The sequence below is a fragment of the Butyricicoccus porcorum genome, assembly GCF_051246315.1.
Taxonomy (GTDB): domain Bacteria; phylum Bacillota; class Clostridia; order Oscillospirales; family Butyricicoccaceae; genus Butyricicoccus_A; species Butyricicoccus_A porcorum.
Window position 1 is genome coordinate 226,843 of sequence record NZ_CP178353.1, and the last position, 25,597, is coordinate 252,439.

The 25,597-nt window shown below is 53.6% G+C and carries 22 protein-coding genes; 15 read left to right on the forward strand and 7 right to left on the reverse strand.

The features are described from left to right. Positions 1–58: 58 nt before the first annotated feature. On the forward strand, positions 59–1,270 hold the full coding sequence (ilvA, locus tag ACLM7Z_RS01045) for a threonine ammonia-lyase (RefSeq protein WP_087021283.1): 1,212 nt from the start codon (positions 59–61) through the stop codon (positions 1,268–1,270). Between the two features lie 58 nt (positions 1,271–1,328). Here ilvA and ACLM7Z_RS01050 read toward each other — a convergent pair whose 3' ends face one another. The 7 genes from ACLM7Z_RS01050 to ACLM7Z_RS01080 form a co-directional block, all read right to left on the reverse strand. Next, positions 1,329–1,739 carry a hypothetical protein gene (locus tag ACLM7Z_RS01050; RefSeq protein WP_087021065.1) on the reverse strand — a complete coding sequence of 137 codons (411 nt, stop codon included), beginning with the start codon at positions 1,737–1,739 and terminating at the stop codon, positions 1,329–1,331. A gap of 97 nt (positions 1,740–1,836) precedes the next feature. Next, the gene (locus ACLM7Z_RS01055) at positions 1,837–2,424 is read right to left on the reverse strand and encodes a sugar O-acetyltransferase (RefSeq protein WP_087021067.1); all 588 of its coding nucleotides are present in this window, start codon (positions 2,422–2,424) and stop codon (positions 1,837–1,839) included. Positions 2,425–2,435: 11 nt separating this feature from the next. After that, on the reverse strand, positions 2,436–2,951 hold the full coding sequence (locus ACLM7Z_RS01060) for a Gx transporter family protein (protein WP_242969854.1): 516 nt from the start codon (positions 2,949–2,951) through the stop codon (positions 2,436–2,438). 11 nt (positions 2,952–2,962) lie between these two features. Next, a complete protein-coding gene (locus tag ACLM7Z_RS01065) occupies positions 2,963–3,349 on the reverse strand; it encodes a NusG domain II-containing protein (RefSeq protein WP_087021070.1) in 387 nt (128 codons plus the stop codon). Next, positions 3,339–4,343 (reverse strand): FAD:protein FMN transferase, encoded by a 1,005-nt coding sequence (locus ACLM7Z_RS01070; protein ID WP_435645472.1) that lies wholly within the window; start codon positions 4,341–4,343, stop codon positions 3,339–3,341. The genes ACLM7Z_RS01065 and ACLM7Z_RS01070 overlap by 11 nt, the downstream gene beginning before the upstream one ends. A gap of 141 nt (positions 4,344–4,484) precedes the next feature. Further along, positions 4,485–6,197 (reverse strand): ammonium transporter, encoded by a 1,713-nt coding sequence (locus ACLM7Z_RS01075; protein ID WP_435645473.1) that lies wholly within the window; start codon positions 6,195–6,197, stop codon positions 4,485–4,487. A gap of 190 nt (positions 6,198–6,387) precedes the next feature. Further along, the gene (locus ACLM7Z_RS01080; RefSeq protein WP_273349106.1) at positions 6,388–8,463 is read right to left on the reverse strand and encodes a glutamine synthetase III; all 2,076 of its coding nucleotides are present in this window, start codon (positions 8,461–8,463) and stop codon (positions 6,388–6,390) included. A 584-nt stretch (positions 8,464–9,047) separates the two neighbouring features. Here ACLM7Z_RS01080 and ACLM7Z_RS01085 point away from each other — a divergent pair. From ACLM7Z_RS01085 to ACLM7Z_RS01150, 14 genes are all read left to right on the forward strand, one after another. Next, positions 9,048–10,148: a class II glutamine amidotransferase gene (locus tag ACLM7Z_RS01085; protein ID WP_087021079.1), complete on the forward strand. Its 1,101-nt coding sequence runs from the start codon at positions 9,048–9,050 to the stop codon at positions 10,146–10,148. Positions 10,149–10,154: 6 nt separating this feature from the next. Beyond that, on the forward strand, positions 10,155–11,660 hold the full coding sequence (locus ACLM7Z_RS01090; protein ID WP_087021082.1) for a glutamate synthase-related protein: 1,506 nt from the start codon (positions 10,155–10,157) through the stop codon (positions 11,658–11,660). 18 nt (positions 11,661–11,678) lie between these two features. After that, positions 11,679–12,107, forward strand: a complete 429-nt coding sequence (locus ACLM7Z_RS01095; RefSeq protein WP_087021085.1) for a 4Fe-4S dicluster domain-containing protein — start codon at positions 11,679–11,681, stop codon at positions 12,105–12,107. Between the two features lie 5 nt (positions 12,108–12,112). Beyond that, entirely contained in the window at positions 12,113–13,351 is a 1,239-nt protein-coding gene (locus tag ACLM7Z_RS01100) for an NAD(P)/FAD-dependent oxidoreductase (RefSeq protein ID WP_087021088.1), read from the forward strand. Between the two features lie 18 nt (positions 13,352–13,369). Then, the gene (locus ACLM7Z_RS01105) at positions 13,370–14,092 is read left to right on the forward strand and encodes a glutamate synthase (RefSeq protein ID WP_087021091.1); all 723 of its coding nucleotides are present in this window, start codon (positions 13,370–13,372) and stop codon (positions 14,090–14,092) included. Between the two features lie 94 nt (positions 14,093–14,186). Beyond that, positions 14,187–15,509, forward strand: a complete 1,323-nt coding sequence (locus ACLM7Z_RS01110; RefSeq protein ID WP_087021094.1) for a glutamine synthetase family protein — start codon at positions 14,187–14,189, stop codon at positions 15,507–15,509. Positions 15,510–15,585: 76 nt separating this feature from the next. Beyond that, complete coding sequence (locus ACLM7Z_RS01115; protein ID WP_087021097.1) at positions 15,586–16,155, forward strand: ANTAR domain-containing response regulator; 570 nt, start codon at positions 15,586–15,588, stop codon at positions 16,153–16,155. Beyond that, positions 16,124–16,957 carry a hypothetical protein gene (locus ACLM7Z_RS01120; protein WP_435645474.1) on the forward strand — a complete coding sequence of 278 codons (834 nt, stop codon included), beginning with the start codon at positions 16,124–16,126 and terminating at the stop codon, positions 16,955–16,957. Before ACLM7Z_RS01115 ends, ACLM7Z_RS01120 begins: the two co-directional genes overlap by 32 nt. A 197-nt stretch (positions 16,958–17,154) precedes the next feature. After that, entirely contained in the window at positions 17,155–17,997 is an 843-nt protein-coding gene (gene dapF / locus ACLM7Z_RS01125; RefSeq protein WP_087021103.1) for a diaminopimelate epimerase, read from the forward strand. After that, positions 17,994–19,616 (forward strand): CTP synthase, encoded by a 1,623-nt coding sequence (locus tag ACLM7Z_RS01130; protein ID WP_087021106.1) that lies wholly within the window; start codon positions 17,994–17,996, stop codon positions 19,614–19,616. The genes dapF and ACLM7Z_RS01130 overlap by 4 nt, the downstream gene beginning before the upstream one ends. Continuing rightward, positions 19,600–20,781, forward strand: coding sequence for an LL-diaminopimelate aminotransferase (locus ACLM7Z_RS01135; RefSeq protein WP_087021108.1), 1,182 nt, complete (start codon positions 19,600–19,602; stop codon positions 20,779–20,781). The genes ACLM7Z_RS01130 and ACLM7Z_RS01135 overlap by 17 nt, the downstream gene beginning before the upstream one ends. Before the next feature lie 155 nt (positions 20,782–20,936). Beyond that, entirely contained in the window at positions 20,937–22,778 is a 1,842-nt protein-coding gene (locus tag ACLM7Z_RS01140; RefSeq protein WP_165761142.1) for an LTA synthase family protein, read from the forward strand. Positions 22,779–22,885: 107 nt separating this feature from the next. Further along, positions 22,886–24,292: an IS1182 family transposase gene (locus tag ACLM7Z_RS01145; protein WP_435645475.1), complete on the forward strand. Its 1,407-nt coding sequence runs from the start codon at positions 22,886–22,888 to the stop codon at positions 24,290–24,292. A 121-nt stretch (positions 24,293–24,413) separates the two neighbouring features. Then, complete coding sequence (locus ACLM7Z_RS01150) at positions 24,414–25,586, forward strand: Gfo/Idh/MocA family protein (RefSeq protein WP_087021117.1); 1,173 nt, start codon at positions 24,414–24,416, stop codon at positions 25,584–25,586. The last annotated feature ends 11 nt before the right edge of the window (positions 25,587–25,597 follow it).

Genomic DNA, 25,597 nt, shown 5'->3' on the forward strand with positions numbered 1-25,597 from the left:
CAATATTACAGTCTTATTTACTCGCATATTTTTTCTGGGAGGAACCAAAGTATCCATGATCAGCATCAAAGACATTGACGAGGCGGCGCAGCGCTTACAGCCAGTCGTTCATTATATTCCGCTTGCCTCTTCTACCACGTTTTCCGGCATGACCGGCGCAGAAGTTTACCTCAAGTGTGAAAACCAGCAGAAGACCGGCTCCTTTAAGGTGCGCGGTGCATATAACAAAATTATGAAGCTGTACGAGAGCGGCGAGCTGACCTCTGTCATCGCCTCCTCCGCGGGCAACCATGCGCAGGGCGTTGCCTTCGCAGCAAACAGCATCGGCATCCCGGCAACCATCTGCATGCCGCGCTCCACGCCGATTGCAAAGGTTTCCGCGACACGCGGCTACGGCGCGAATGTCGTGCTCTCCGGCTCGTGCTATGATGATGCCTATGCCAAGGCGATGGAAATCGTCGAGGCGACCGGCGCGACGTTCATCCATCCATTTGACGACGAAGATGTCATGGCTGGTCAGGGCACCATCGGCCTTGAGATTCTGCGCGATCTTCCGGCCGTCGATGTCATCCTTGTTCCGGCGGGCGGCGGCGGACTGCTGTCCGGTGTCGCGGCCTGTGTCAAGCAGATCAACCCGCGCATCCGGGTCATCGGCGTACAGGCAGAGGGCGCTCCGGCCATTGCAAATTCATTCCATCAGGACGGCATCCATCCGTCCGAATCCGTCCACACGATTGCCGACGGCATTGCGGTCAAGTGCCCGGGCACGAAAACGATGGAACACATCAATGCCTTTGTCGATGACATGATTACTGTATCGGATGATGACATTGCATCCACCATCCTGCTGCTGCTCGAGCGCACCAAGCAGGTTGTCGAGCCGGCAGGTGCCTCTTCCCTCGCCGCACTGCTGTCCGGCAAATATGACTTCAGCGGCAAAAAGGTTGTCTGCCTGCTGTCCGGCGGCAACATTGATGTGAGCTTCATCCACCGCATCGTCGAAAAGGGTCTCGTCACCCGCTGCCGCCACATGAAGTTCTCCATCGTCATGCCGGATGTTCCCGGCTCGCTTGAGCGTCTCGCCGGCATCATTGCATCGCAGAACGCGAACATCATCATGTTCCAGCATGACCGCGTCAACGCAAACCTCGACATCGACGAGGCGATTGTCCATGTCGTCTGCGAAGTCGGCGGCAAGGAGCACGGTGAAGCACTGATGCATGCCATCGAAAACAACGGCTACAAGGTCACACTCGGCGAAAACCCGTAATTGTATCTCCACGCAGAAAGGCCCGTGTTCTCACGAACACGGGCTTCTTTATTGCTGTTTACCGGTTGGCGGTTGTGTTGTTTGCCGTATTGGCATTGTTGGTCGCAGCGTTATTGGTCGTGGCGTTATTGCCGGTTACAGCATCGCCGACCGCATTCGCACCGTCCTCAACGGCGCGTCCAACATCATCCACCGCACTTCTCACGTCACCGGATACCGTACCGGTTCCGTTGCCATCGACAACCGTGCCGGTGCCGTCCGTGTAACCGCTGCCAGTGGCGCCGTTCACACCAGTGTTGTCGTAACCGGTGCCGTCATTTCCCACAATGCCGTCGTTGTTGCCATCGACGACGCCAGAGCCGCTGCCAGTTGTCGTGCCGTTCGTTGTTGTATTCGCCGTGCCGCAGCCTGCAAGCATCGTCAACAGCAGCGCAAGCGACAGGCACAGTGCACCCATTCTTTTTTTCATGCATATTACCTCCAAAGGCTGAAATTTGCCTTTAGTTTTCCGATATGCACAGGATTTTATACAGGAAACGGCAAAACAGGATATCCGAACTGTTTTGTCACACCGTAACCGGTTCGACCCGGTCTTTTTCCGTCACGGGACGCAGCACCCGGCACGGCGTTCCCGCCGCGACGACACCCGCCGGAATGTCGCGCGTCACAACGCTGCCTGCGCCGATGACACTTCCCTTTCCAATCGTCACACCGCCGCAGACCGTCACATTCGCGCCGATCCAGACATCATCCTCCAGCGTGATGGGCGCAGAGGTCAGAATACCCTGCGCGCGCTGCTCCGCATCCATCGCATGTCCAACACAGGAGAGGCATACGCCCGGCGCGAGAAAAGCGTTTGCACCGATATACACCGGCGAAGTGTCCAGAATGACGACATTGTGATTGACCACCGTCAGACCGTGCGTATGGATATTGAATCCGTAATCGCACTGGAATGCCGGCTGGATGAATGTCAGCGGATGGCAGGTGCCGAACAGCTGCTTCAACAGCTCTGCGCGTTTGGCCTCGTCGTCCGGGCAGCACATATTGTATTCCCAGCACAGGCGCTTGGCCTTTTTTTGCAGTTGCGTTGGCATATCAAAATTTGATGCACTGTATGGCCTGTCTGATTTCATTATGGTAAGGATGTCCATCTTTCTTCCTTTCATTCCGTCAGCTTCAAATGTCGCATATGTTTTTGCAGTACATCCAGAATCGCACCGGTGACAAAGCCCATTGGGATTGCCGAAATGAGCAGCAAGGGCAGGTATGCGATGACATCTGCCGACTGCATGACCAGCATCGCCGCAAGCACCTGCCCGATGTTGTGCATCGCCGCCGACGCCGCACTGATGCCGTAAAAAGAAAACCATTTGTTCTGCTTATGCAGCAGCAGCCAGGTCATCGTCAATGCGAGCGTGCCGCCGACCAGACTGAACAGCAGCTGTGTGATGCTGCCGGCAAACAGCGCCGCGAGCACGACGCGGCAAAATAAAATTGCATACGCCTCCTTCGGTGTCAGGAACAGCAGGGCAAACATCGTCACAACATTTGCAAGCCCGAGCTTGATGCCCGGAATCGGGATGAGAAATTCCAGCGGGATCATGCGCTCCGCGAGCGACAATGCCAGCGCCAGCGCTGTCAGCATCCCGCACAGCGCGATGCGTTTTGTCTTGTTCATGCGCCCTCCTGTCACTGCGCGACGGCATCCACGCCGTCCGGATTGCTTCCGGTAATTTTTATCATGACCCGATTGGGCAGGCACACGGCGGATTGTCCGACACGCGAAATCCAGCCGGTGCGTTCGCATGTATGATCGGGGCACTGAGATGAAACAAAGCGCATGCGGTCGCCGTCGATTTCAATCGTGACCTCGCCTGTGCGGCCCTCAAATGCGATGGTTTCCTGCTCTGTTCCGCCGAGCTTGATCTGCCGGTACAGCTCGCCATCCACCAGAATCTCGCCATAGGTCTGGTCGGTCTGCATCAATGCCAACCGAATCCAGATACCGCATGCCAGCGCGATAATCGCGGCAAAAATGACAAAATCCCCCGCCTTCAGCGGAATTTTATTCTTCATAGGTATACTCCAAGCTGGTCAGGGAAAATTTGTCCCTGAGACCGTCTGTGACATAGACGGTCTGATCGTTCCGGACAAAAATTGCCTCAATATCATGTTCCTCGCAAAATGCCCGTGCCCGGTCATAGCCCATGACAAACAGCGCGGTCGTGTAGGCGTCCGCCTCTGTCGAGCATGCGGAAACCACGGTCACACTGCGCAGGTCAGTCTCGGCGGGCCAACCGGTTTTCGGATCGAAAATATGACAGTAGCGCTTGCCGTCCTGCTCAAAATAGCGCTCATAGTCGCCGCTGGTTACAATACTGGTATCACTGACGCTGAGCGTCGCAAAATAGTCGCCCGGATTGTCCGGGTCGGTGATGCCGACTGTCCATGGCACGCCGTCCTCCTTCTCCCCGAGGACATAAATATTTCCGCCGAGCGTAATGACCGCCTGCTTGATGCCAGCATCGCGCAGCAGCTGTGCGACATGGTCGGCGGCATAGCCCTTGCCGATACCGCCGAGGTCAATGCGTGCGCCTGCGGGAAGCGATGCAGACGTTCCGTCGAGCTGTACACGCTGATAGCCGACCAGCGCCAGCGCCTCGTCAATCTCTGCCTGCGCGGGAACTTTCGCCTGTTCTGTGCCGATGCCCCACAGATCAGACAGCGGCGCGGTCGTCGGGTCAAAGCATCCCTCCGTTTCCTCCGCAAGCCGGAGTGCCTGTCCCAGCACATCCGCCGTCTGTTCGGACAGCTCCACCGGTTTGCCGTCCGCGTGGTTGAGTGCATAGAGCTCACTGTCCTCCTGCGTGCGGGAAATATCCTGCTCCAGTCCGTTGATATACTGCACGCACTGGTTGATCGCATCCTGTGCATGGGAACCGTATGCCCGGATATTCATTGCGGTATCCATCGCATAAAAATCCTGTGAAACTTCCTTCTGCCCGCAGCCCGCCAGCACCGCCGCCATGAGCACAGCGGCTGCCACGGCGCCAAGCCATCGTTTTTTCATTGCAAATCCTCCAGTTAAAAGTCCTTTTTATTATAATACGCCGCCTGTCCAATTACAACAGCGAAAGACCCGCGCCGCCGAAGCGGTACGGGTCTCTGCCTTGAACATGTATTAGGGATTGATAGAAGGATGATAATCTGATTAGTCTTCGTACTGAAGAGCATCGTAGCCGACCGCGCCGGTACGAACCTTGATGACATTCTGTACATCGTAGATGAAGATCTTGCCGTCGCCGATATGGCCGGTATAAAGAACCTTGCGGCAGGTATCAACAACCTGTTCAACCGGTACACGGCTGACAACCATCTCGAGCTTGATCTTCGGATGCAGGGTTGCGTTGACCGGAACGCCGCGGTAGAACTCGGTCGCGCCCTTTTCTACGCCACAGCCGAGGACGTTGGTCATGGTCAGACCAGCTACGCCGATCTCTTCAAGAGCATTCTTGAGGTCCTCAAAACGGGACTGCTTGCAGATGACAACAACCTTGGACAGCTTGTGTCCGTCTTCGCCGGTGGACGGAACCTCCGTTGCCGGGATAGCCTCAGCAACCGGAACCGGATTGGTTACCGGAGCATACTCACCTTCCGGCTTATACAGGCCATTGACCGTCGGAATCTGCATGAAGTCAGCATAGGAGGAGGTCAGGCCATGTTCCATGATGTCGAGACCGCGGATTTCTTCTTCTTCGCTTACGCGGAGACCTACAGTGTGCTTGATGACCCAGAATACGATGATCATGGTAACTGCAACCCATGCAGCTACTGCAACGACACCGAGAATCTGAACCAGCAGGAAGTGTGCACCGCCGCCATAGAACAGGCCGCCGTCAACAGCGAACAGGCCGGTCAGGATGGTGCCCAGTGCGCCGTTGATGCAGTGTACGCCAACAGCACCGACCGGGTCGTCGATCTTCAGAACCTTTTCAACGAATTCAATGCCGAATACAACAGCGAAGCCTGCGCAGATGCCGATGACCGCAGCGCCGAACGGGGTGACCATGTCACAGCCCGCAGTGATTGCTACCAGACCTGCCAGAGAGCCGTTCAGGGTCATGGAGACATCCGGCTTCTTATAACGGATCCAGGTAATGCACATAACGGTAACGGTTGCAACAGCAGCCGCCAGGTTGGTGGTAACATAAACAGAAGATGCGGTCTCGTATGCGCCGTCGGTCATAGCAACGGTGGAAGCACCGTTGAATCCAAACCAGCAGAACCACAGGATGAAGCAGCCCAGTGCACCGAGGGTGAGGGAGTGACCCGGAATTGCCTTCGGCTTGCCGTCCTTGCCAAACTTGCCGATACGCGGGCCAAGGAATGCAGCACCGATCAGAGCTGCAACGCCGCCGACCATGTGTACCGCCGTGGAGCCTGCGAAATCATGGAAGCCCATCTGTGCAAGCCAGCCGCCGCCCCAGACCCAATGTCCGGAAACCGGATAGACAATGCCGCTGATAATCATGGAATAGATGCAGTAGGAGGAGAACTTGGTTCTCTCAGCCATTGCACCGGAAACGATGGTAGCAGCGGTTGCACAGAACACCGTCTGGAAAATCAGGGTGGTGTAGCCGCCGTCGCCGCCGTTGGTCATAAAGTCGAAGCCACCGATCAGAGCGCCAGTGCCGCCGAACATAATACCAAAGCCAAACAGCCAGTAAATCGGAGTGCCGAGCGAGAAGTCCATCAGGTTCTTCATGATGATGTTGCCGGCGTTCTTTGCACGGGTAAAGCCGGTCTCTACCATTGCAAAGCCTGCCTGCATGAAGAATACGAGGGCAGCGCCAAGCAGGGTCCACGAGGTGTCAATGGCGGCTGCATGATCCGCCAGAACACTCATAATCGAAGTGGTATCCATGTTGAATATTCCCCTTTATCAAGAAATTTATATCGTACAAACCGGCATATCTGTGCTCCCTAATGCACAGATGCGCCTGTATGCAGCCATAGAAAAAAAGGCGTATACACCTCCCCCATGATCGGGGGACTGTGTACACGCCATTGTGTCAGAAACAATATTGAATGATACGTTTATGTGTCGTGAGAAATCAGATGCCGAACAGCAGCTTGTCGTATGCCGGGAACGGCCAGTACTTCTCAGCCGTGTTGACTTCCATCTCGTCGGCAACTGCACGCAGGGCATCCATTGCCGGGATGACGGTCTCATGCTCATAGTTTGCGGCGTTCTGTGCACCCTCGACATCAGCCGCACCTGCGATAACCTCTTCCAGTGCAGCGGTCTTGTCGTAGGCATCGGATGCCAGAGCGGACAGCTTCTCGATCTGCTTGATTTCCAGATCCGCATTCAGACCCAGCGTCTTCTTGTTGCACGCGATGTCGGACAGCTCCTTGACATAGCTGGAAACTGCCGGCAGAATGTCCTTCTTGGACATATCAACCATGGTGCGGGACTCGATTGCAATGGTCTTTGCGTACTCGTCGAGCAGGATCTCCTGACGGGACTTCAGCTCAGCCTCGCTCAGAACGCCGGTCTCCTCAAACAGGTCAACGAACTCATCGTATGCAGCCAGTGCTTCCGGCGTGCTGCGCAGGTTCGGCAGGCCGCGCTTCTCAGCTTCTTCAATCCAGCTGTCATCATAGCCGTTGCCGTTGAAAATAACGCGCTGATGTGCAGTCAGCTCACGCTTAATCAGAGCATTCAGAGCCTTCTGGAAGTCTTCTGCGCCTTCCAGCTCGTCAGCGAAGTCCTTGAATACGTCAGCAACTGCGGTGTTCAGCATCATGTTGATGCAGCCGATGGACTGGGAAGAACCAGGCATACGGAACTCAAAACGGTTGCCGGTGAACGCAAACGGAGAGGTTCTGTTGCGGTCGGTGTTGTCCTTCGGGAATACCGGCAGGGTGGTAACGCCGAGCTCAATCTTAGCCTGACCGCCGACTGCGGACTCGCCGCCGTCGATGATGTCCCGGACGACGCGCTCCAGCTCGTCGCCGAGGAATACGGAAACAATGGCCGGAGGTGCTTCGTTTGCGCCCAGACGATGGTCATTGCCTGCGGAAGCAACCGACAGACGCATCAGCTTCGCATACTTGTCAACCGCAGTGATGACAGCGGTCAGAATCAGCATGAACTGTGCATTGTCCTTCGGATCCTTGCCCGGATTCAGCAGGTTCTCGCCCATATCGGTGGACATCGACCAGTTATTGTGCTTGCCGGAGCCGTTGACACCGTCGAACGGCTTCTCATGCAGCAGGCAAACCATGCCGTGCTTCAGGGCAACCTTCTTTGCGATGTCCATCAGCAGCTGGTTGTTATCGGTTGCAATGTTGGTGGTGGAGAAGATCGGTGCGACCTCATGCTGTGCCGGTGCAACCTCGTTGTGCTTGGTCTTAGCCAGCAAGCCGTACTTCCACAGCTCAACGTCGAGGTCAGCCATGAATGCGGCGATGCGCGGCTTGATGGTGCCGAAGTAATGATCTTCCATCTCCTGACCCTTCGGGCTCATTGCGCCGAACAGGGTGCGGCCGGTGAAGATCAGGTCCTTGCGCTGGTCGTAATACTTCTTGTCAACCAGGAAGTATTCCTGCTCCGGACCTACGGTGGTGGTAACGCGCTTGACGTCCTTGCCGAACAGCTTCATCACGCGGCATGCCTGCTTGCTGATCGCGTCCATGGAGCGCAGCAGCGGGGTCTTCTTATCCAGCGCTTCGCCGGTATAAGAACAGAATGCAGTCGGGATGTACAGGGTGCCGTCCTTGACAAAGGCATAGGAGCTCGGATCCCATGCGGTATAGCCGCGTGCCTCGAAGGTTGCGCGCAGGCCGCCGGACGGGAACGAGGATGCATCCGGCTCGCCCTGAATCAGTTCCTTGCCGCCGAACGACATGATGACCTTGCCGCCCGCAGTCGGGGTGATAAAGGAGTCATGCTTCTCCGCGGTGATACCGGTCATCGGCTGGAACCAGTGGGTGTAATGGGTGGCGCCCTTCTCGACCGCCCAATCCTTCATTGCGTTCGCAACGACGTTTGCAATGCTTACGTCGAGCGGCTCGCCGAGGTCGATGGTCTTCATCAGCTTCTTGAAGACTTCCTTCGGCAGCTTGTCGCGCATTACGTTTTCATTAAATACGTTCTCGGCGAATATCTCCGGAATGTTAACCATTGTACAACGCACCTCCATGCAATGTATCTTTTGAATTAGAATCGTACTGCTTCTTAATTAGATTATACTACTTAAGATCTCTACCCGAGTAATAAAAATGGCGCCGCGGATTTGAACATCCACAGCGCCTTTGCTGTTTACGCTGTCTATTATATCCTCCGGTTCCGAATCTGTCAACTCAATTTTTAAAACTTTACTCCAAATCTGGTCAAGTTTTACTATTTTGCCCCATTCATGCTCCTTTTTGAGTAGAGATTCTATGCAGGTTGTATGAAATCTACAAAATCACTCACTTTTCTTATGCAAAGTGCTTGACGTTTCCCGACCTTTATTATAGAATAAGTGCAATGAACAATGGCGTTCATTCCATAGCACAGAGGCCGCGTGGCCGGTATGTTATGGAATGAACGCCTTTTTGTTTTTGCGGCACTGCCGGGGCATGCTCCCGGCTTTTCGTATCAATACAACGGTGTATTTCTTACGGTATACAATAATATATGTATATCCTATGCGGCAGAGACATCATTCAGTACACAGACTCGTATCCTATTGATAATGTGAAGTAATATTAGGAGGAATCTACCATGCTAAAAGAAGGTCAATACCATATCCCTTCGGGATGTGCGATCTCGGGCATCTTCCACAAGGACGGCCGCCGGACGGACGGCACCGAAATCATCCGCTCCATCTCCACGATGCATGACCGTTCCAACGGCCTGGGCGGCGGCTTCGCGGCCTACGGCATCTATCCGGAATACGCGGACTGCTATGCGTTCCATCTGTTTTACGATGATCCGTCCGTCAAGGATGTCTGCGAGAAGTTCCTCGAGGAGCACTTTGAAATCGCATCCATGTCCCGCATCCCCACCCGCAAGCACCCGTCCATTACGGACGAGCCGCTGATCTGGCGCTACTTTGTTGTACCGCGCCGCTATAAGCTGATTGAAACCCAGCTGTCCGAGGACGAATTCGTTGTCCGCTGTGTCACCAACATCAACCATAAATTCAAGGGCGCTTACGTCTTCTCCAGCGGCAAGAACTGCGGTGTATTCAAGGCCATCGGCTTCCCGGAGGATGTCGGCCTGTACTACCGCCTGGAAGAATATGAAGCATATTCCTGGACGGCACACGGCCGTTACCCGACCAACACCCCCGGCTGGTGGGGCGGCGCACATCCGTTTGCCATGCTCGACTTCACCATCGTCCACAACGGCGAAATTTCCTCTTATGATGCAAACCGCCGTTCCATCGAGATGCACGGCTACAAATGTGACCTGCTGACCGATACCGAGGCGATTACCTATATCTTTGATTACCTGATCCGCAGAAAGGGCCTGACGCTGGAGGAGGCTGCACATGTTGTCGCCGCTCCGTTCTGGTCCACCATCGAAAAGATGCCACCGGAGCAGAAGGCAGAATATACCTACCTGCGCGACGCATTCGCAGGCCTGCTCATCAACGGCCCGTTCTCCATCATGCTCGGCTTCACCGGCGGCGTGATGGCGCTCAACGACCGCCTGAAGCTCCGCTCCATGGTTGTCGGTGAAAAGGGCGAAGACGTCTATATCGCCTCCGAGGAAGCGGCAATCCGCGTCATCCAGCCGGAGCTGGATAAGATCTGGGCGCCGCGCGGCGGCGAGCCGGTTATTGTAACCTTAAACGAAGACGCGCAAGGAAAGGAATAATCCATCATGGCTATTGAGTATTTATATCCCCAGTTCGAAGTTCTGCGCAATCCGGACCGCTGCATCGCCTGTCGGGTATGTGAGCGCCAGTGCGCGAACGAAGTACATCACTTTGATACCGATCTTCAGAAAATGGTCTCCGACGAGAGCAAATGTGTCAACTGCCACCGCTGCGTCTCCCTGTGTCCGACCCGCGCACTGAAGATCACCAAGACCAACCATCAGTTCCGCGAAAATGCAAACTGGACCGGCGAGACCATTCAGGAGGTCTACCGTCAGGCAAATTCCGGCGGCACCCTGCTGTCTTCTATGGGCAACCCGAAGGACTTCCCGATTTACTGGGATAAGATCCTGATCAACGCTTCTCAGGTTACCAACCCGTCCATCGACCCGCTGCGTGAGCCGATGGAAATCCGCACCTTCCTCGGCAAGAAGCCGACCACGATTGAACGCGATGAAAACGGCAAGATCATCCCGAACCTGTCGCCGCGTCTGGAGCTCGACATTCCGGTCATGTTCTCCGCAATGTCCTACGGCTCCATCAGCTACAACGCACATGAGTCTCTGGCACGCGCTTCCAAGGCGATGGGCACCTACTACAACACCGGTGAGGGCGGCCTGCATGAGGACTTCTACAAGTGGGGCGGCAACACCATCGTTCAGGTTGCATCCGGTCGTTTCGGTGTTGAAAAGGATTATCTGGATGCCGGCGCCGCAATCGAAATCAAAATCGGCCAGGGCGCAAAGCCGGGCATCGGCGGACACCTGCCGGGCGCCAAGGTCGCGGCGGATATCTCCCGCACCCGTATGATCCCGGAAGGCACGGATGCCATCTCCCCGGCACCGCATCACGATATTTATTCTATTGAAGATCTGCGCCAGCTGGTGTATTCTTTAAAGGAAGCAACCGCATATAAGAAGCCGGTTATCGTCAAGATTTCCGCGGTTCACAACGTCGCGGCAATCGCCTCCGGCATTGCGCGTTCCGGCGCTGACATCATCGCCATCGACGGCTTCCGCGGCGGCACGGGCGCTGCTCCAACCCGCATCCGCGACAACGTCGGCATCCCGATCGAGCTTGCGCTTGCAGCAGTTGACCAGCGTCTGCGAGACGAGGGCATCCGCGACAATGTTTCCATCGTCATCGGCGGCTCCATCCGCAACTCGGCAGACATCGTCAAGGCGATTGCACTCGGCGCGGACGCAGTTTACATCGCAACCGCTGCCCTGCTGTCGCTCGGCTGCCATCTGTGCCGCACCTGCCAGAACGGCAAGTGCAACTGGGGCATTGCAACCCAGCGCCCCGAACTGGTAAAACGCCTGAATCCGGACATCGGTTCCGAACGCCTGATTAACCTGCTCACCGCCTGGGGTCATGAGATCCGCGAGATGATGGGCGGCATGGGCATCAACTCCATCGAGGCTCTGCGCGGCAACCGCCTGATGCTCCGCGGCATCGGCCTCAACGAAAAGGAACTGGAAATCCTCGGCATCAAGCACGCCGGTGAATAAGGGAGGCAGACTTACCAGATGAAACGAGTATATGTAAATGAGAAATGGTGTCTTGGATGCCATCTTTGTGAATACAACTGTGCGTTTGCCAATTCCGGCATCGACGACATGGCAAAAGCGCTCAAGGGCAAGACCATCGCCCCGCGCATCCGCGTAGAGGAAGGCGACAGCATCAACTTCGCTGTTTCCTGCCGTCACTGTGACAACCCGCTGTGTGTCAAGGGCTGTATTTCCGGCGCACTCTCCATTCAGGACGGTGTGATTTCCATCGACTCCGATAAGTGCGTCGGCTGCTACACCTGTGTTCTCTCCTGTCCGTATGGCTGCATCAGCACCTCCGAGGCAGGCGCAGTACAGAAGTGTGAGCTGTGCACCAAGAATGCAGACGGCACGCCGCAGTGTGTTGCCGGATGTCCGAACCACGCGATTGTATTTGAGGAGAGGTGAGCAAAGTGAAGTATGTTATCATCGGCAATGCAACTGCCGCTATCGGCACGGTTGAAGGCATCCGTTCGGTCGACAAGTACGGTGAAATCGTCCTGATTTCCAGCGAGCCGCATTTCACCTACGGCCGCCCGCTCATCTCCTACCTCCTGCTCGGCAAGACCACCGAGGAAAAGATGAACTATCGTCCGCGTGATTTCTATGAAGCAAACAATGTAACCGCAATGCTCGGCCGCACCGTCACCAGCATTGACAAGAACGCAAAGGCTGTCGTTCTGGAAAACGGTGACAAGGTCTCTTATGACAAGCTGGCAATCTGCACCGGTTCCCGTCCGTTTGTCCCGCCGATGGAGGGTCTGGATACCGTTGAAGCACAGACCCCGTTCATGACGCTCGACGATGCTCACCGTCTGGCTGGCCTGCTGGGCGATCAGAAGGACAAGGATGTACTGATTATCGGCGCGGGCCTGATCGGTCTGAAGTGCGCAGAAGGTATCCTGCACCTGTCCAAATCACTGACCATCGTCGATATGGCGCCGCGCATCCTGCCGAATGTACTGGATGAATACGGTTCCTCCTTCCTCCAGAGCTATCTGGAGGGTCTGGGCATGAAGTTCTATCTGTCTGACTCCGTTGCAAAGTTCTCCACACCGAACCATGCTATTTTCAAGAGCGGCATGGAGCTGGATTTCGACGTTCTGGTTGTCGCCGTCGGCGTCCGCCCGAACACGGGTCTGGCAGAGGAAATTGGCTGTGAGGTCAATCGCGGCATTCTGGTCGACACCCACAGCGCAACCACCGTTCCGGACATCTACGCTGCCGGCGACTGCACGGTTTCGCATGACATCGCAGCGGACACTGACCGCATTCTGGCAATCCTGCCGAACGCATACCTGCAGGGCGAAGCTGCCGGCGTCAACATGGCAGGCGGCGACAAGGTATTCGATCAGGCATTCCCGATGAATGCGTCCGGATTCCTCGGCCTGCATATGATTACCGCAGGCAGCTATGACGGCGAGGAATTTGTCACCAAGACGGAAACCTCCTATAAGAAGCTGGTTGTCCGTGACAATAAGCTGGTCGGCTTTATTCTGATCGGCGATGTAGATCGCGGCGGCATTTACACCTCCCTGATCCGCGATCAGGTTCCGCTGGACACCATTGACTTTGACCTGATTCGTCAGCATCCGCAGTTGATGGCATTTGCCAAGGCGGAGCGCGCGAAGAAGCTCGCACAGCCGCACTAAGGGAAAGGACGAATCACTATGAAGAAACTGAATGTAGATCTCATGCATTTTGAAGACCTCAACAACTGGGTTCGCGCCTGTGAGGATTCTGAGATTTTTCTTGATAATCTGATTGGCCAGCGCTATGTCGGCGCGGCCTCCAGAGGCAAGAACATTATTATCACCGGTACGCCGGGCAATGCGCTGGGCGCTTATCTCGACGGCTCCACCATCCTGGTCAACGGCAACGCACAGGATGCAACCGGTGATACCATGAACAGCGGTGCCATCATCATCGATGGCAACTGTGGTGACACCACCGGCTATGGCATGCGCGGCGGCAAGATCCTGATTAAGGGCGATGCCGGTTATCGCGCAGGCATTCACATGAAGCAGTACAAGGAGCACATTCCGGTTCTGGTCATTGGCGGCAAGGCCGGTTCCTTCCTGGGCGAATACCAGGCAGGCGGCGTTATCATCGTCCTTGGCAAGGGCTGTGAAGGCAAGCAGCCGACCGGCTTCTTCTGCGGCACCGGCATGCACGGCGGACGCATTTTCCTGCGCTGTGATGAGGATCCGGATGTTCCGGTTCAGATCAAGGCCGAGGTTGCAACCAACGAAGACAAGGCTTCTATTCTGGAATATGTCAAGGATTACTGTGAGAACTTCGGCGGCGATCCGGAAGCGCTCCTGCGCGAGAAGTTCTATGTCCTGACACCGAACTCCAACAGCCCGTACAAGCGCATGTATACCTTTAACTGATTTTTATTTTGCAAGTATAAAACCCATACGGACAGCAGATTTCACCCAGAATTCCTTGCTGTCCGTTTTGCGGTTTTTTAACAGAGGAGGATTTATGAACGATTACACCTACCGCGAGGTCATGCAGTACATCTCGGAAAATGATGTAAAATTCATTCGTTTGGCTTTTTGCGACATTTTTGGCAAGCAGAAAAATATTTCCATTATGCCGCGCGAGCTGTCGCGTGCCTTTGAAGAAGGCATTTCCTTTGATGCATCCGCTGTTCGTGGATTCATGAATATTGAAATGTCTGATCTGCTGCTGTTCCCCGATCCGACCACGCTTTCCATTCTGCCGTGGCGTCCGTCACAGGGCCGTGTTGTGCGCTTTTTCTGTGACATCAAGTATCCGGATGGCACGCCATTCGAGGGCGATGGCCGTCAGGTTCTGCGGCAGGCACAGGAGGACATGCGTCGTCTGGGCTATTCGGTCAAAATCGGCACGGAATGTGAATTCTATCTGCTGCGGCAGGATGAAAACGGTCTGCCGACCAAGATCCCGCACGACAACGCGTCCTATCTGGATATCGCGCCGCTGGACAAGGGTGAGAATGTGCGCCGCCAGATCTGCCTGACGCTGGAAGAGATGAATATGCGCCCGGAGGCCTCCCATCATGAGCAGGGTCCCGGACAGAATGAGATTGATTTTGCCTATGATTCCGCGGTAACTGCGGCGGATAATATGATTACGTTCCGCAGTGTAGTCAAGACGCTGGCGGCATCCAACGGTCTGTACGCATCGTTTATGCCGAAGCTGTTCCGCGATCATGCGGGCAACGGCCTGCACATCAACCTGTCGCTGTTCCAGCACGGAGAAAATCTGTTCTGCAATCCGAATGAATCGCATTCCCCGGTTGTGGAGAGCTTTATCATGGGTATTCTGACCCGCTGCTATGAGATTTCGGCATTTCTCAATCCGCTGGTCAATTCCTATGATCGTTTCGGCAACTATGAGGCACCGCGCTATATCACCTGGAGCCATCAGAATCGTTCACAGCTCATTCGCATTCCGGCGGCGCACGGTGTCAATCAGCGTATGGAACTGCGTTCACCTGATCCGTGTGCAAACCCGTATCTTGCATTCTCCCTGCTCATCCGCGCAGGCATGGAAGGCATCGAACGCGGCCTGAAGCTGTGTGATCCGTGCAACCTGAATCTGTACGATGTACCCGCTTCGCTCGTGCGTGAATATGACTGCCTGCCAAGCAATCTGAATGAAGCAATTAAGGCATCGCAGAACAGCGAATTTGTACATCGGTCTCTTCCGGAGAAAATTATTGATGCGTATCTGTCGGCAAAGACAAGCGAATGGAACAGATATGTCGATGCATCGGATAAATCTTCCATGATTGATTCGCTGTATTTTTCTGCCTACTGACGGCTTGTGGTGTGTCTGCTGTTTTCGTACCACGGCAGTATAACGTGTAAATCCCACGCCACAGAGAGGTGTCAATTTGGAGAAAATATTACTGGTAACTGCATCCAAGAAAAGTGCGGATATGCTTCTGGAGCTGCTACAGGCCGGCGGACAGCGGCCCGATCGCATTTTGGTCACCGGCTCCTGCAATGAAGCGCGCCGTGTTTTAATTGAAAATAATGTTGATCTGATTGTTATCAATACACCGCTGACAGACGAATTTGGGCATGAATTTGCTGTACACGCCTGTCATACCACAACGGCAGGCGTGCTGATGCTTGTTAAATCGGATCTTGCGGATTCTGTCGCAGAGCGTGTGGAAAGTGATGGTGTGTTCGTCATCACCAAGCCGATTTCCCGCCCGCTTTTTTATCAGACGCTGCATCTCGTCAATGCCTCGCGTATGCGTGTCTATACGCTGCAAAAGGAAAACCGTCAGCTGCGCCAGCGCATTGAGGATATCCGCGTCATTGATCGTGCCAAGTGCATTCTTGTCGCGGAGCGACATATGAGTGAACCAGAAGCGCATGCTTACATCGAAAAACGCGCCATGAATTACCGACAGACCAAGCGCGATGTCGCAGAGGAAATCATCCGCTCCTTCTGACTTACTTTTCTTTTTACAAAAAAAGAAAAGTAAGCAAAAGAAAAACGTGTGTTTGGAATCCGTCTGCCATACAGGCCAGCCGGATTCTCCCGTTATCCGCATCGCGCTCTCTTGCCGCTTTCTTTTTGCAAAACAGAAAAATAAGCAAAAGAAAAACATTTGTTTGCAATCCGTCTGCCGTACAGGCCAGCCGGATTCTCCCGTTATCCGCGTCGCGCCTTTTTGCCGCTTTCTTTCTGTAAAACAGAAAAGTAAGCAAAAGAAAAACGTGTGTTTGGAATCCGTCTGCCATACAGGCCAGCCGGATTCTCCCGTTATCCGCATCGCGCTCTCTTGCCGCTTTCTTTTTGCAAAACAGAAAAATAAGCAAAAGAAAAACATTTGTTTGCAATCCGTCTGCCGTACAGGCCAGCCGGATTCTCCCGTTATCCGCGTCGCGCCTTTTTGCCGCTTTCTTTCTGTAAAACAGAAAAATAAGCAAAAGAAAAACGTGTGTTTGGAATCCGTCTGCCGTACAGGGCAGCCGGATTCTCCCGTTATCCGCATCGCGCCTTTTTGCCGCTTTCTTTCTGTAAAACAGAAAAATAAGCAAAAGAAAAACGTGTGTTTGGAATCCGTCTGCCGTACAGGCCAGCCGGATTCTCCCGTTATCCGCGTCGCGCCTTTTTGCCGCTTTCTTTCTGTAAAACAGAAAAATAAGCAAAAGAAAAACGTGTGTTTGGAATCCGTCTGCCGTACAGGGCAGCCGGATTCTCCCGTTATCCGCATCGCGCTCTCTTGCCGCTTTCTCTTTGCGAAATAACAAGCAAAAAAAGAGCGTCTGTATAGAACTCTCTCCTTTGTCTGCCCGGCAGTCAAAGGAACGGAGGAAATTCGCCGTAATCTTGTCGCTTTCCTCCCTTGAAATAGACTTTCTTTCCCTGTATAATTAGTCTGAATGTATTTTGTGCGCCCCGGCGCAGCAAACCAATTCTACAGATTTTAGAGGATGACACGCAAATGAAGCTGAATTTCACTAAAATGCACGGCTGCGGCAACGACTATATTTATTTTAACTGCTTCAATCAGCAGGTTGCCGACCCGGAAGCACTTGCAATCCGTCTGTCCGATCGTCATTTTGGCATCGGCGGCGATGGCATCGTCCTGATCTGCCCTTCTGATGTTGCAGATGCAAAAATGCGCATGTTCAACGCGGACGGCAGTGAAGGAAAGATGTGCGGCAACGCAACGCGCTGTATCGGTAAGTATATGTACGACAACGGCCTGATTGACAAGCCTGAGATGACGCTGGAAACGCTCAGCGGCATCAAGCTGCTCAAAATGGTCGCAGAAGACGGCAAAATTGTCCGTGTCACCGTCGACATGGGCAAGGCAATCCTGAAGCCGTCGGAAATTCCGACAAAGTTCACGGGCGATCTCGCCGTTTCCGTTCCGCTCGATGTGGACGGCAAACAGTATGCGGTCACCTGTGTCTCCATGGGCAACCCTCACTGCGTTGTCTTTGTCGATGAGGATGTCGAAACTCTCGACCTCCCCGCAATCGGCCCGTCGTTCGAGAACCATGAGATGTTCCCCGAACGCATCAACACTGAATTTATCCGTGTCATCGACGATCACACCCTGCAAATGCGTGTCTGGGAACGCGGCAGCGGTGAAACCTGGGCATGCGGCACAGGCGCATGCGCGGCAGCTGTCGCAGCTGTCCTGAACGGCTATTGCCCCAAGGGCGAGGATATCACAATCCATCTGCGCGGCGGTGATCTGACGATCTGTTATACCGATGAGGCCGTGTTCCTCAGCGGTTCTGCAACTACTGTATTTGAAGGGAGCGTGGAAGCATGACCAAGTATATCTTTGTAACCGGCGGTGTCGTTTCCGGCCTCGGTAAGGGCATTACGGCTGCTTCACTTGGCCGACTGCTCAAAAGCCGCGGCCTGAAGGTCGCTGCGCAAAAGCTCGATCCGTATATCAATGTCGATCCGGGTACGATGAGCCCGTTTCAGCACGGCGAAGTGTATGTCACTGAAGACGGCGCGGAAACCGACCTCGACCTCGGACATTACGAGCGCTTTATTGACGAGGATCTGAATAAGTATTCCAACCTGACCACAGGCAAGGTGTACTGGAATGTCCTCAACAAGGAACGTGACGGCAAATATCTGGGCGAAACCGTCCAGGTTATCCCGCACATCACCGATGAAATCAAATCGTTTATCTATTCGGTCGGCAAAAAGACCAGCGCCGACGTTGTCATCACCGAAATCGGCGGTACGACCGGCGACATTGAGTCTCAGCCGTTCCTGGAGGCGATCCGTCAGGTATCCACAGAGGTCGGACGCCGCAACTGCCTGTTCATCCATGTCACGCTGGTTCCGTTTATTTCCGGCTCGGATGAACCGAAATCCAAGCCGACACAGCACTCTGTCAAAGAGCTGCGCGGCCTGGGCATCCAGCCGGATATGATTGTCTGCCGTGTTGACCAGCCGCTGACCGATGACATCCGCCACAAGATTTCCATGTTCTGCAATGTTCAGCCGGACTGTGTCATTGAAAACAGAACCGTGCCGGTGCTGTATCAGGCACCGATGATGCTGGAGCAGAGTCATTTCTGTGATATCGTCTGCCGAGAGCTGGTGCTCGACTGCCGCAAGGGAGATATGAGCGAGTGGTATGAAATGCTCGACCGCATCGACAGCCGCAAGGGCAGCGTCAAAATCGGCCTGGTTGGCAAATATGTCCGCCTGCATGACGCCTATCTGTCCGTCGCGGAAGCCCTGCAACATGCGGGGTATGAAAACGGCACGGAGGTCGAAATCGAGTGGATTGATTCCGAGGAGATCAATGACTCCTCTGTGGACAAGCTGCTTTCCGGCTGTGACGGTATCATCCTGCCGGGCGGCTTCGGTTCGCGCGGCATCGAGGGAATGGTCTGCGCGGCAGAATACTGCCGTGTCCGCAAGGTTCCGTATTTCGGCATCTGCCTCGGCATGCAGATTGCCGTAATCTCCTATGCGCGCAACGTGCTCGGCTATGAGGATGCAAATTCCGGTGAATTTGACCCGGAGAGCCAGCACTGTGTCATCGACCTGATGGAAAGCCAGCAGGGTGTTTCCAAGAAGGGCGGCACCATGCGTCTGGGCGCATATCCGTGCCACATCCGTCCGGGTACGAAGATGGCAGAGGCATATCAGCAGGAGGATATTTCCGAACGTCATCGTCACCGCTACGAATTCAACAATCAGTTCCGTCAGGAATTTGAGAGCAATGGCCTGACCATCTCCGGCACCTCCCCATCCGGCGAGCTGGTGGAGACGGTCGAAATCGCGGAGCATCCGTTCTATGTCGGTGTTCAGTTCCATCCGGAATTCAAATCCCGTCCGAACCGCGCCCATCCGCTGTTTAAAGCGTTTATTGCAGCATCTATGAAAAGGAGAGATACAACCTATGAAAGTGAATCATAATTTTGCGAATATTGCACAGAGCTATCTGTTTTCTACCATCGCGCAGAAGGTTGCGGACTATACCGCAGCGCATCCGGATGCACCGGTTATCCGCATGGGCATCGGCGATGTCACCCTGCCGCTGCCGCAGGCTTCCATCGACGCGATGCATGCCGCTGTCGATGAGCTGAGCCATCAGGAGAGCTTCCGCGGCTATGGCCCGGAGCAAGGCTATGACTTCCTGAAGGATGCCATCCAGGCATACTATGCTTCTCACGGCACCCAGCTGGAATCGGATGAAATCTTTGTTTCCGACGGTGCAAAGTCCGATGTCGGCAACATTCTCGACCTGTTCGATCAGGATAACACCGTCCTCGTTCCGGATCCGGTTTATCCGGTTTATGTCGACACCAACACGATGGCAGGCCGCAAGATCCTGTATATGGATGCAAATGAATCCAACGGCTTCCTGCCGCTGCCGGATCCGGCTGTCAAGGCAGACATCATCTACCTCTGCTCCCCGAACAACCCGACCGGTGCTGTTTACGACCGTGCCGGCCTGAAGGCATGGGTTGACTATGCACTGGCAAATCAGGCAGTGATCCTGTTCGACGCAGCTTACGAGTGCTTTGTAGCAGACGAAAACCTGCCGCGCAGCATCTTTGAAATCGAAGGTGCAAAGAAGTGTGCCATTGAATTCTGCTCGTTCTCCAAGACCGCAGGCTTCACCGGTACCCGCTGCGGCTACACGGTCGTCCCGCTGGAGCTGGAGTTTGAGGGCATGAACCTCAACAAGATGTGGCTGCGCCGCCAGACCACCAAGTTCAATGGCGTCGCTTACATTGTCCAGCGCGGTGCGGCTGCTGTCTTCACCGAAGAAGGCGTCAAGCAGGTACAGGAGCATCTGGACTACTACCGCGAAAATGCACGCATTCTCGCAGATGCAATGGATGAACTCGGCATCTGGTACACCGGCGGCAAAAACTCCCCGTACATCTGGCTCAAGTGCCCGAACGGCATGGAGTCCTGGGAATTTTTTGACTACCTGCTGGAGAATGCCAACGTTGTCGGCACGCCGGGCGCCGGATTTGGTGAAAACGGCAAAAACTTTTTCCGTCTGACTGCATTTGGTGACCGTGATAAGACGAAGGAAGCCGTTGAGCGTATCAAAAAGCTGCTTTCCTGAACTTTTTCTGACGTAAAAAGCGTCTTCTAAAACTTTTTACGGAAACTATACATTTTCACAAGGGACGTGTGGGCCATTCCTGCGCGTCCCTTGACTTTTTGTTACTCAAAAGGTATAATAACCGTGTTTTAAGTCCAATGGAGGCGCTTTTAAGAATGAAAAATAAGTTAAATTTGTGTAAACAGTTTCTCGCGTCCAACATAGGAATGATTTTCTTTTATCTCACGCCGCTGGCAACCTTCCTCATGGTGGAGGTGCTGGAATTCGGCGGAAGCGACAGCGAATGCATGCTGCCGAACAGCTTTGCTTTCTGGGTAAACCTGATGTTCTATTATGGTGTCTTCCTCCTGTTCCGCGCGGTGACCGGACGCACCCGTTTTTCTATCATTTTTCTCAACCTGGTCTTTCTCATCTTTGGCGTCATCAACTACTATTCGATCGATATCCGCAATTCACCGGTTGTCCCGTGGGACCTGTACGCGGTAGGAACCGCAGCACAGGCGCTCGATGGCTTTACCTGGACGATTCCCCCGCAGGTCATTGCCTGTGTGGTTGGCTGCATCATCTGGTGGGTCATCACAATGCGCATGAAATTCCCTGTACCGCGGGTGCGCAAACGCGTGGAACTGTTCGCGGCTTCTGCCGTGATGCTGACCGCCTTTACGCTGATTGCAACCGTCGGACGGGATAACTTCTACATCAGTGCATGGCGTCAGGTAACGGCCAACCGCCGCAACGGCATGGCACTCAACTTCACCATCAACATGGATTCGCTGTTCAACGAGGCACCGAGCGATTATTCCAAAGAGAATGCAAACACCATTCTCTCCTCGGTCTCCAGCGATGAAACCGCAGACACAGCCACAGAACAGCCGAACATCATCGCCATCATGGATGAAACCTTTGCAGATCTGTCCATCCTCGGTGATTTGAATCTGGAAAACATCGATGACGTGATGCCGTTTGTTCACTCGCTGAGTGAAGACGACAATGCCATCACCGGACAGCTGGTTGTCCCTGCCTTCGGCGGCGGCACCTGCAACTCGGAATATGAATTCCTGACCAGCAATACTTACGCATTTTTCAAATCCGGCAGCTATCCGATGCTGCAATATGTCCACGGTGAAACCGAATCCCTCGCTTCGGTTCTGTCGGAGCAGGGCTACAGCACAGTGGCCATTCATCCGTATTACGGCTCCGGCTGGGGACGCAACCGTGCGTATCCGCTGATGGGCTTTGATACCTTCCTCGACATTGACGACTTCGATGACGAAACCACCGAATATCTCCGCCGCTATGTCAGCGACAATTCGTCATTTGACAAGATCATCGAGACCTATGAATCGAACAATGCGGAATCGGATGATCCGCTGTTCCTGTTCAACGTCACGATGCAGAACCATTGCGGCTATGATACGGTTTATTCCAACTTCCCGGAAACCGTCGAGTTTGAATATGATTCACTGTATCCGTACACCAAGCAGTACCTCTCCCTGATTCAGGAATCCGACCGCGCGATTGAAAAGCTGGTGGAATACTTCAGTGAACAGGATGAGCCGACGATCATTGTCTTCTTCGGCGACCATATGCCGTACATCGAAAATTCGTATTACAACCATCTGACCATGTATTCCACCAAGACGGATGCAGAAATCGAGATGGATAAACACACCGTTCCGTTCTTCATCTGGGCGAACTATGACATTGAAGGCTACGATGCCGGACGCATCAGCGCCAACTATCTTGGGCCGATGACGCTCGACGTTGCCGGTGCACAGATGAGCGAATATGAGGAATATGTCTACAGCCTGAAGGACGAATATCCGGTTATTTCGGCAACCGGCTGCATCAACAAGGATGGTATTTTCGTCCCGTTGGAAATGGCAGCACAGGATCTGCACGACTATAAAATCGTACAATACGAATACGTCTTCGACAATGAGGGCGGCACGGACACCGGCTCCGACACTCCCGTCGCAGGAAGCGCAGCAAGCTGACACACATACAAACGGAAGCAGAAAATCTGCTTCCGTCAGCCTGTCGAAAAAGTCGCCGAAAGGCGGCTTTTTCTGTTATAATAAAGATAAGAAAGACAGGTGATAAAATGATAGTAAAAGGGAAGGAAAACAGAGAGGCAGTAGAGATTGTAAGTCTGGATATGTTAGTGCCCGAGGATCATCTACTGAGGAAAATAGATGCAGCAGTAGATTTCAAACAAATTTATGAATTTGTAGATGATTTGTACTGCAAGGACAACGGCAGGCCAGGTATCGATCCGGTAGTATTGTTTAAGATTGTAATGATACAGCACATATATGGGATACCATCGCTCCGGCGGACGCTGGAAGAAGTGAATATGAATGTTGCATACAGGTGGTTTATCGGTTATCCATTGAATGAGCAGGTGCCGCATTTTTCAACAGTAAGCTATCATTTTAAGCATCGTTTTACAACAGCAACTGTAGAATATATATTTCGGTGGATATTGAACACAGCAGCAAAGGAAGGATTTCTGGATACGAGTGCAATTTTTATCGATGGGACACATATCAAAGCAAGTGCAAACATGAAGAAAAAAGCACGAAAAGCTGTTCCAGTTGAAGCAAAACGATATGCAAAGGAGCTGCGGGAAGAAATTAACAGAGATCGCGAAGAACACGACAAAAAGCCATTCGACGATGATGACGATTCAACACCGCCAAAGGAGAAAGAAATAACAGTTTCGACAACGGATCCGGATGCCGGCGTATTCCATAAAGGTGAACACAAGAAGTGTTTTGCCTACGAAGCGCATACAGCCTGTGACAAGCATAATTTTATTCTCGACGTAGAAGTAACAGCAGGAAATGTACATGACAGTGTAGCATTTGACCCGTTATATGACCAGCTTTGCGAACATTACCCAGAACATAAAACGATAGTAGCAGACAGCGCCTACAAAACTCCTTCGATTTGCAAACGTATTTTTGAGAGCGGAAGAGTATTATCTACAGCATATAAACGTCCCATGATAAAGAAAGGCGGTCATGAATGGTGGAAATATGTTTATGATGAGTATTATGATTGTGTAATCTGTCCGGAGTATAAAACACTTCATTATGCAACAACGAACAAAGATGGATATCGTGAATATAAGAGCAGGTCATACGTCTGCGAACATTGTCCGACCAGAGAGCTGTGTACATCGAGTGCAAAGTTTGAAAAGACTGTCACCAGACACGTATGGGCCGATTATGTAGAGTTGGCAGAAGACGCACGTCATATGACTGAATATCGTGACTCATATAAACTCCGACAACAAAAGATTGAACGTGTATTTGCAGATGCCAAAGAAAAGCATGGCATGCGCTATACACAATATCGAGGCTTGGCTCAAGTTACCAACTGGGTGAAGCTTAAATTTGCTGCCATGAATCTGAAAAAGCTGGCTATGTGGAAGTGGAAGATCCATTTCCCTATTCCAGTTTTCCGGCTTTTTCCCTATATGTGCCAAAATCTGGCTCTCGCTTAATGCGCAGCCGGGTTCTTCGACAGGCTGACGGAAGCAGAAAAATCTGCTTCCGTTTTTTTCTTGCTCCGGAACCGACGGACTGGTATACTGGTTGTAACAACAGTAAGGAGGTTTCCCCATTATGAAGAAACTGCGCATCGGCGTCGTCGGTCTCGGCGATATCAGTCATGTCTATCTGACCACGCTTCAAAAATACAGCGATCTTGTCACACTCTGTGCCTGTGCTTCACGTACACTGGAAAAAGCCCAGCGCAAAGCGGCCGAATATGGCATTCCGCAGGCGTATGCCTGTGCAGAGGATCTGATCCGCGAAGCGGATGTCGATCTCATCCTCAATCTGACCACACCGGACATGCACTATCCGCTCAACAAGCTCGCACTCGAATGCGGCAAACATGTCTATACGGAAAAGCCGCTCGCAGGCTCCTTTGCCGAAGGGCAGGAACTGATGCAGCTTGCCGCACAGAACAATCTGCGCGTCGGCTGTGCGCCGGACACGTTCCTCGGCGGCCGCCTGCAAACCTGCCGCGATGTGCTCGATGCAGGCACCATCGGCGAAGTCATCGGTGCTTCTGCGTTCGTCATCTATCACGGCGGTGAAACATTCCATCCCAATCCGGCGTTTTTCTATCACAAGGGAGCCGGCCCGCTGATGGATATCGGCCCATATTATGTCACCGCCCTGCTCTCCCTGCTCGGCCCGGTCAGCACCTGCTGTGCCATGTCCAAGCGTACCTTTGACACGCGCCCGATCACCAGCCAGCCGCACTGCGGGGAACAGATTGACGTCGAAGTGGACACCTATACCACCGGCCTGATGCAATTTGCCTCCGGTGCAATTGGTACCGCGATGTTCTCGTTTGATGTGTGGGATTCCAACCTGCCGCGCATGGAACTCTACGGCACAAAGGGCACGCTGTGCATTCCGGATATCGACCCGCTGGACGGCCCGAATATTTTCGGCGGTGACATCCTCCTGCGCACACAGGACAATTACCGCTGGTACCAGATGCCGCGCGCACAGGCTGATCTGGACAAAGACTGGATTCACATCCCCATTACCCGCCCGTTCCGTTCCACCAGCCATGCGGAAAACAGCCGCGGCATCGGCCTGATCGACATGGTGCTTGCCATTGCGAAAAACCGTCCGGAGCGTGCCAGCGGTGCGATGGCTCTGCATTCGCTCGAAGTCATGGAACACATGCTGGACTCGGCACAGAGTCAGCAGTTCCGCACGATGCAGACAACATTTGACCGTCCTGCCCCGCTGCCGGAAGATTTCCCGGTACGATAAAAAACAGCGCA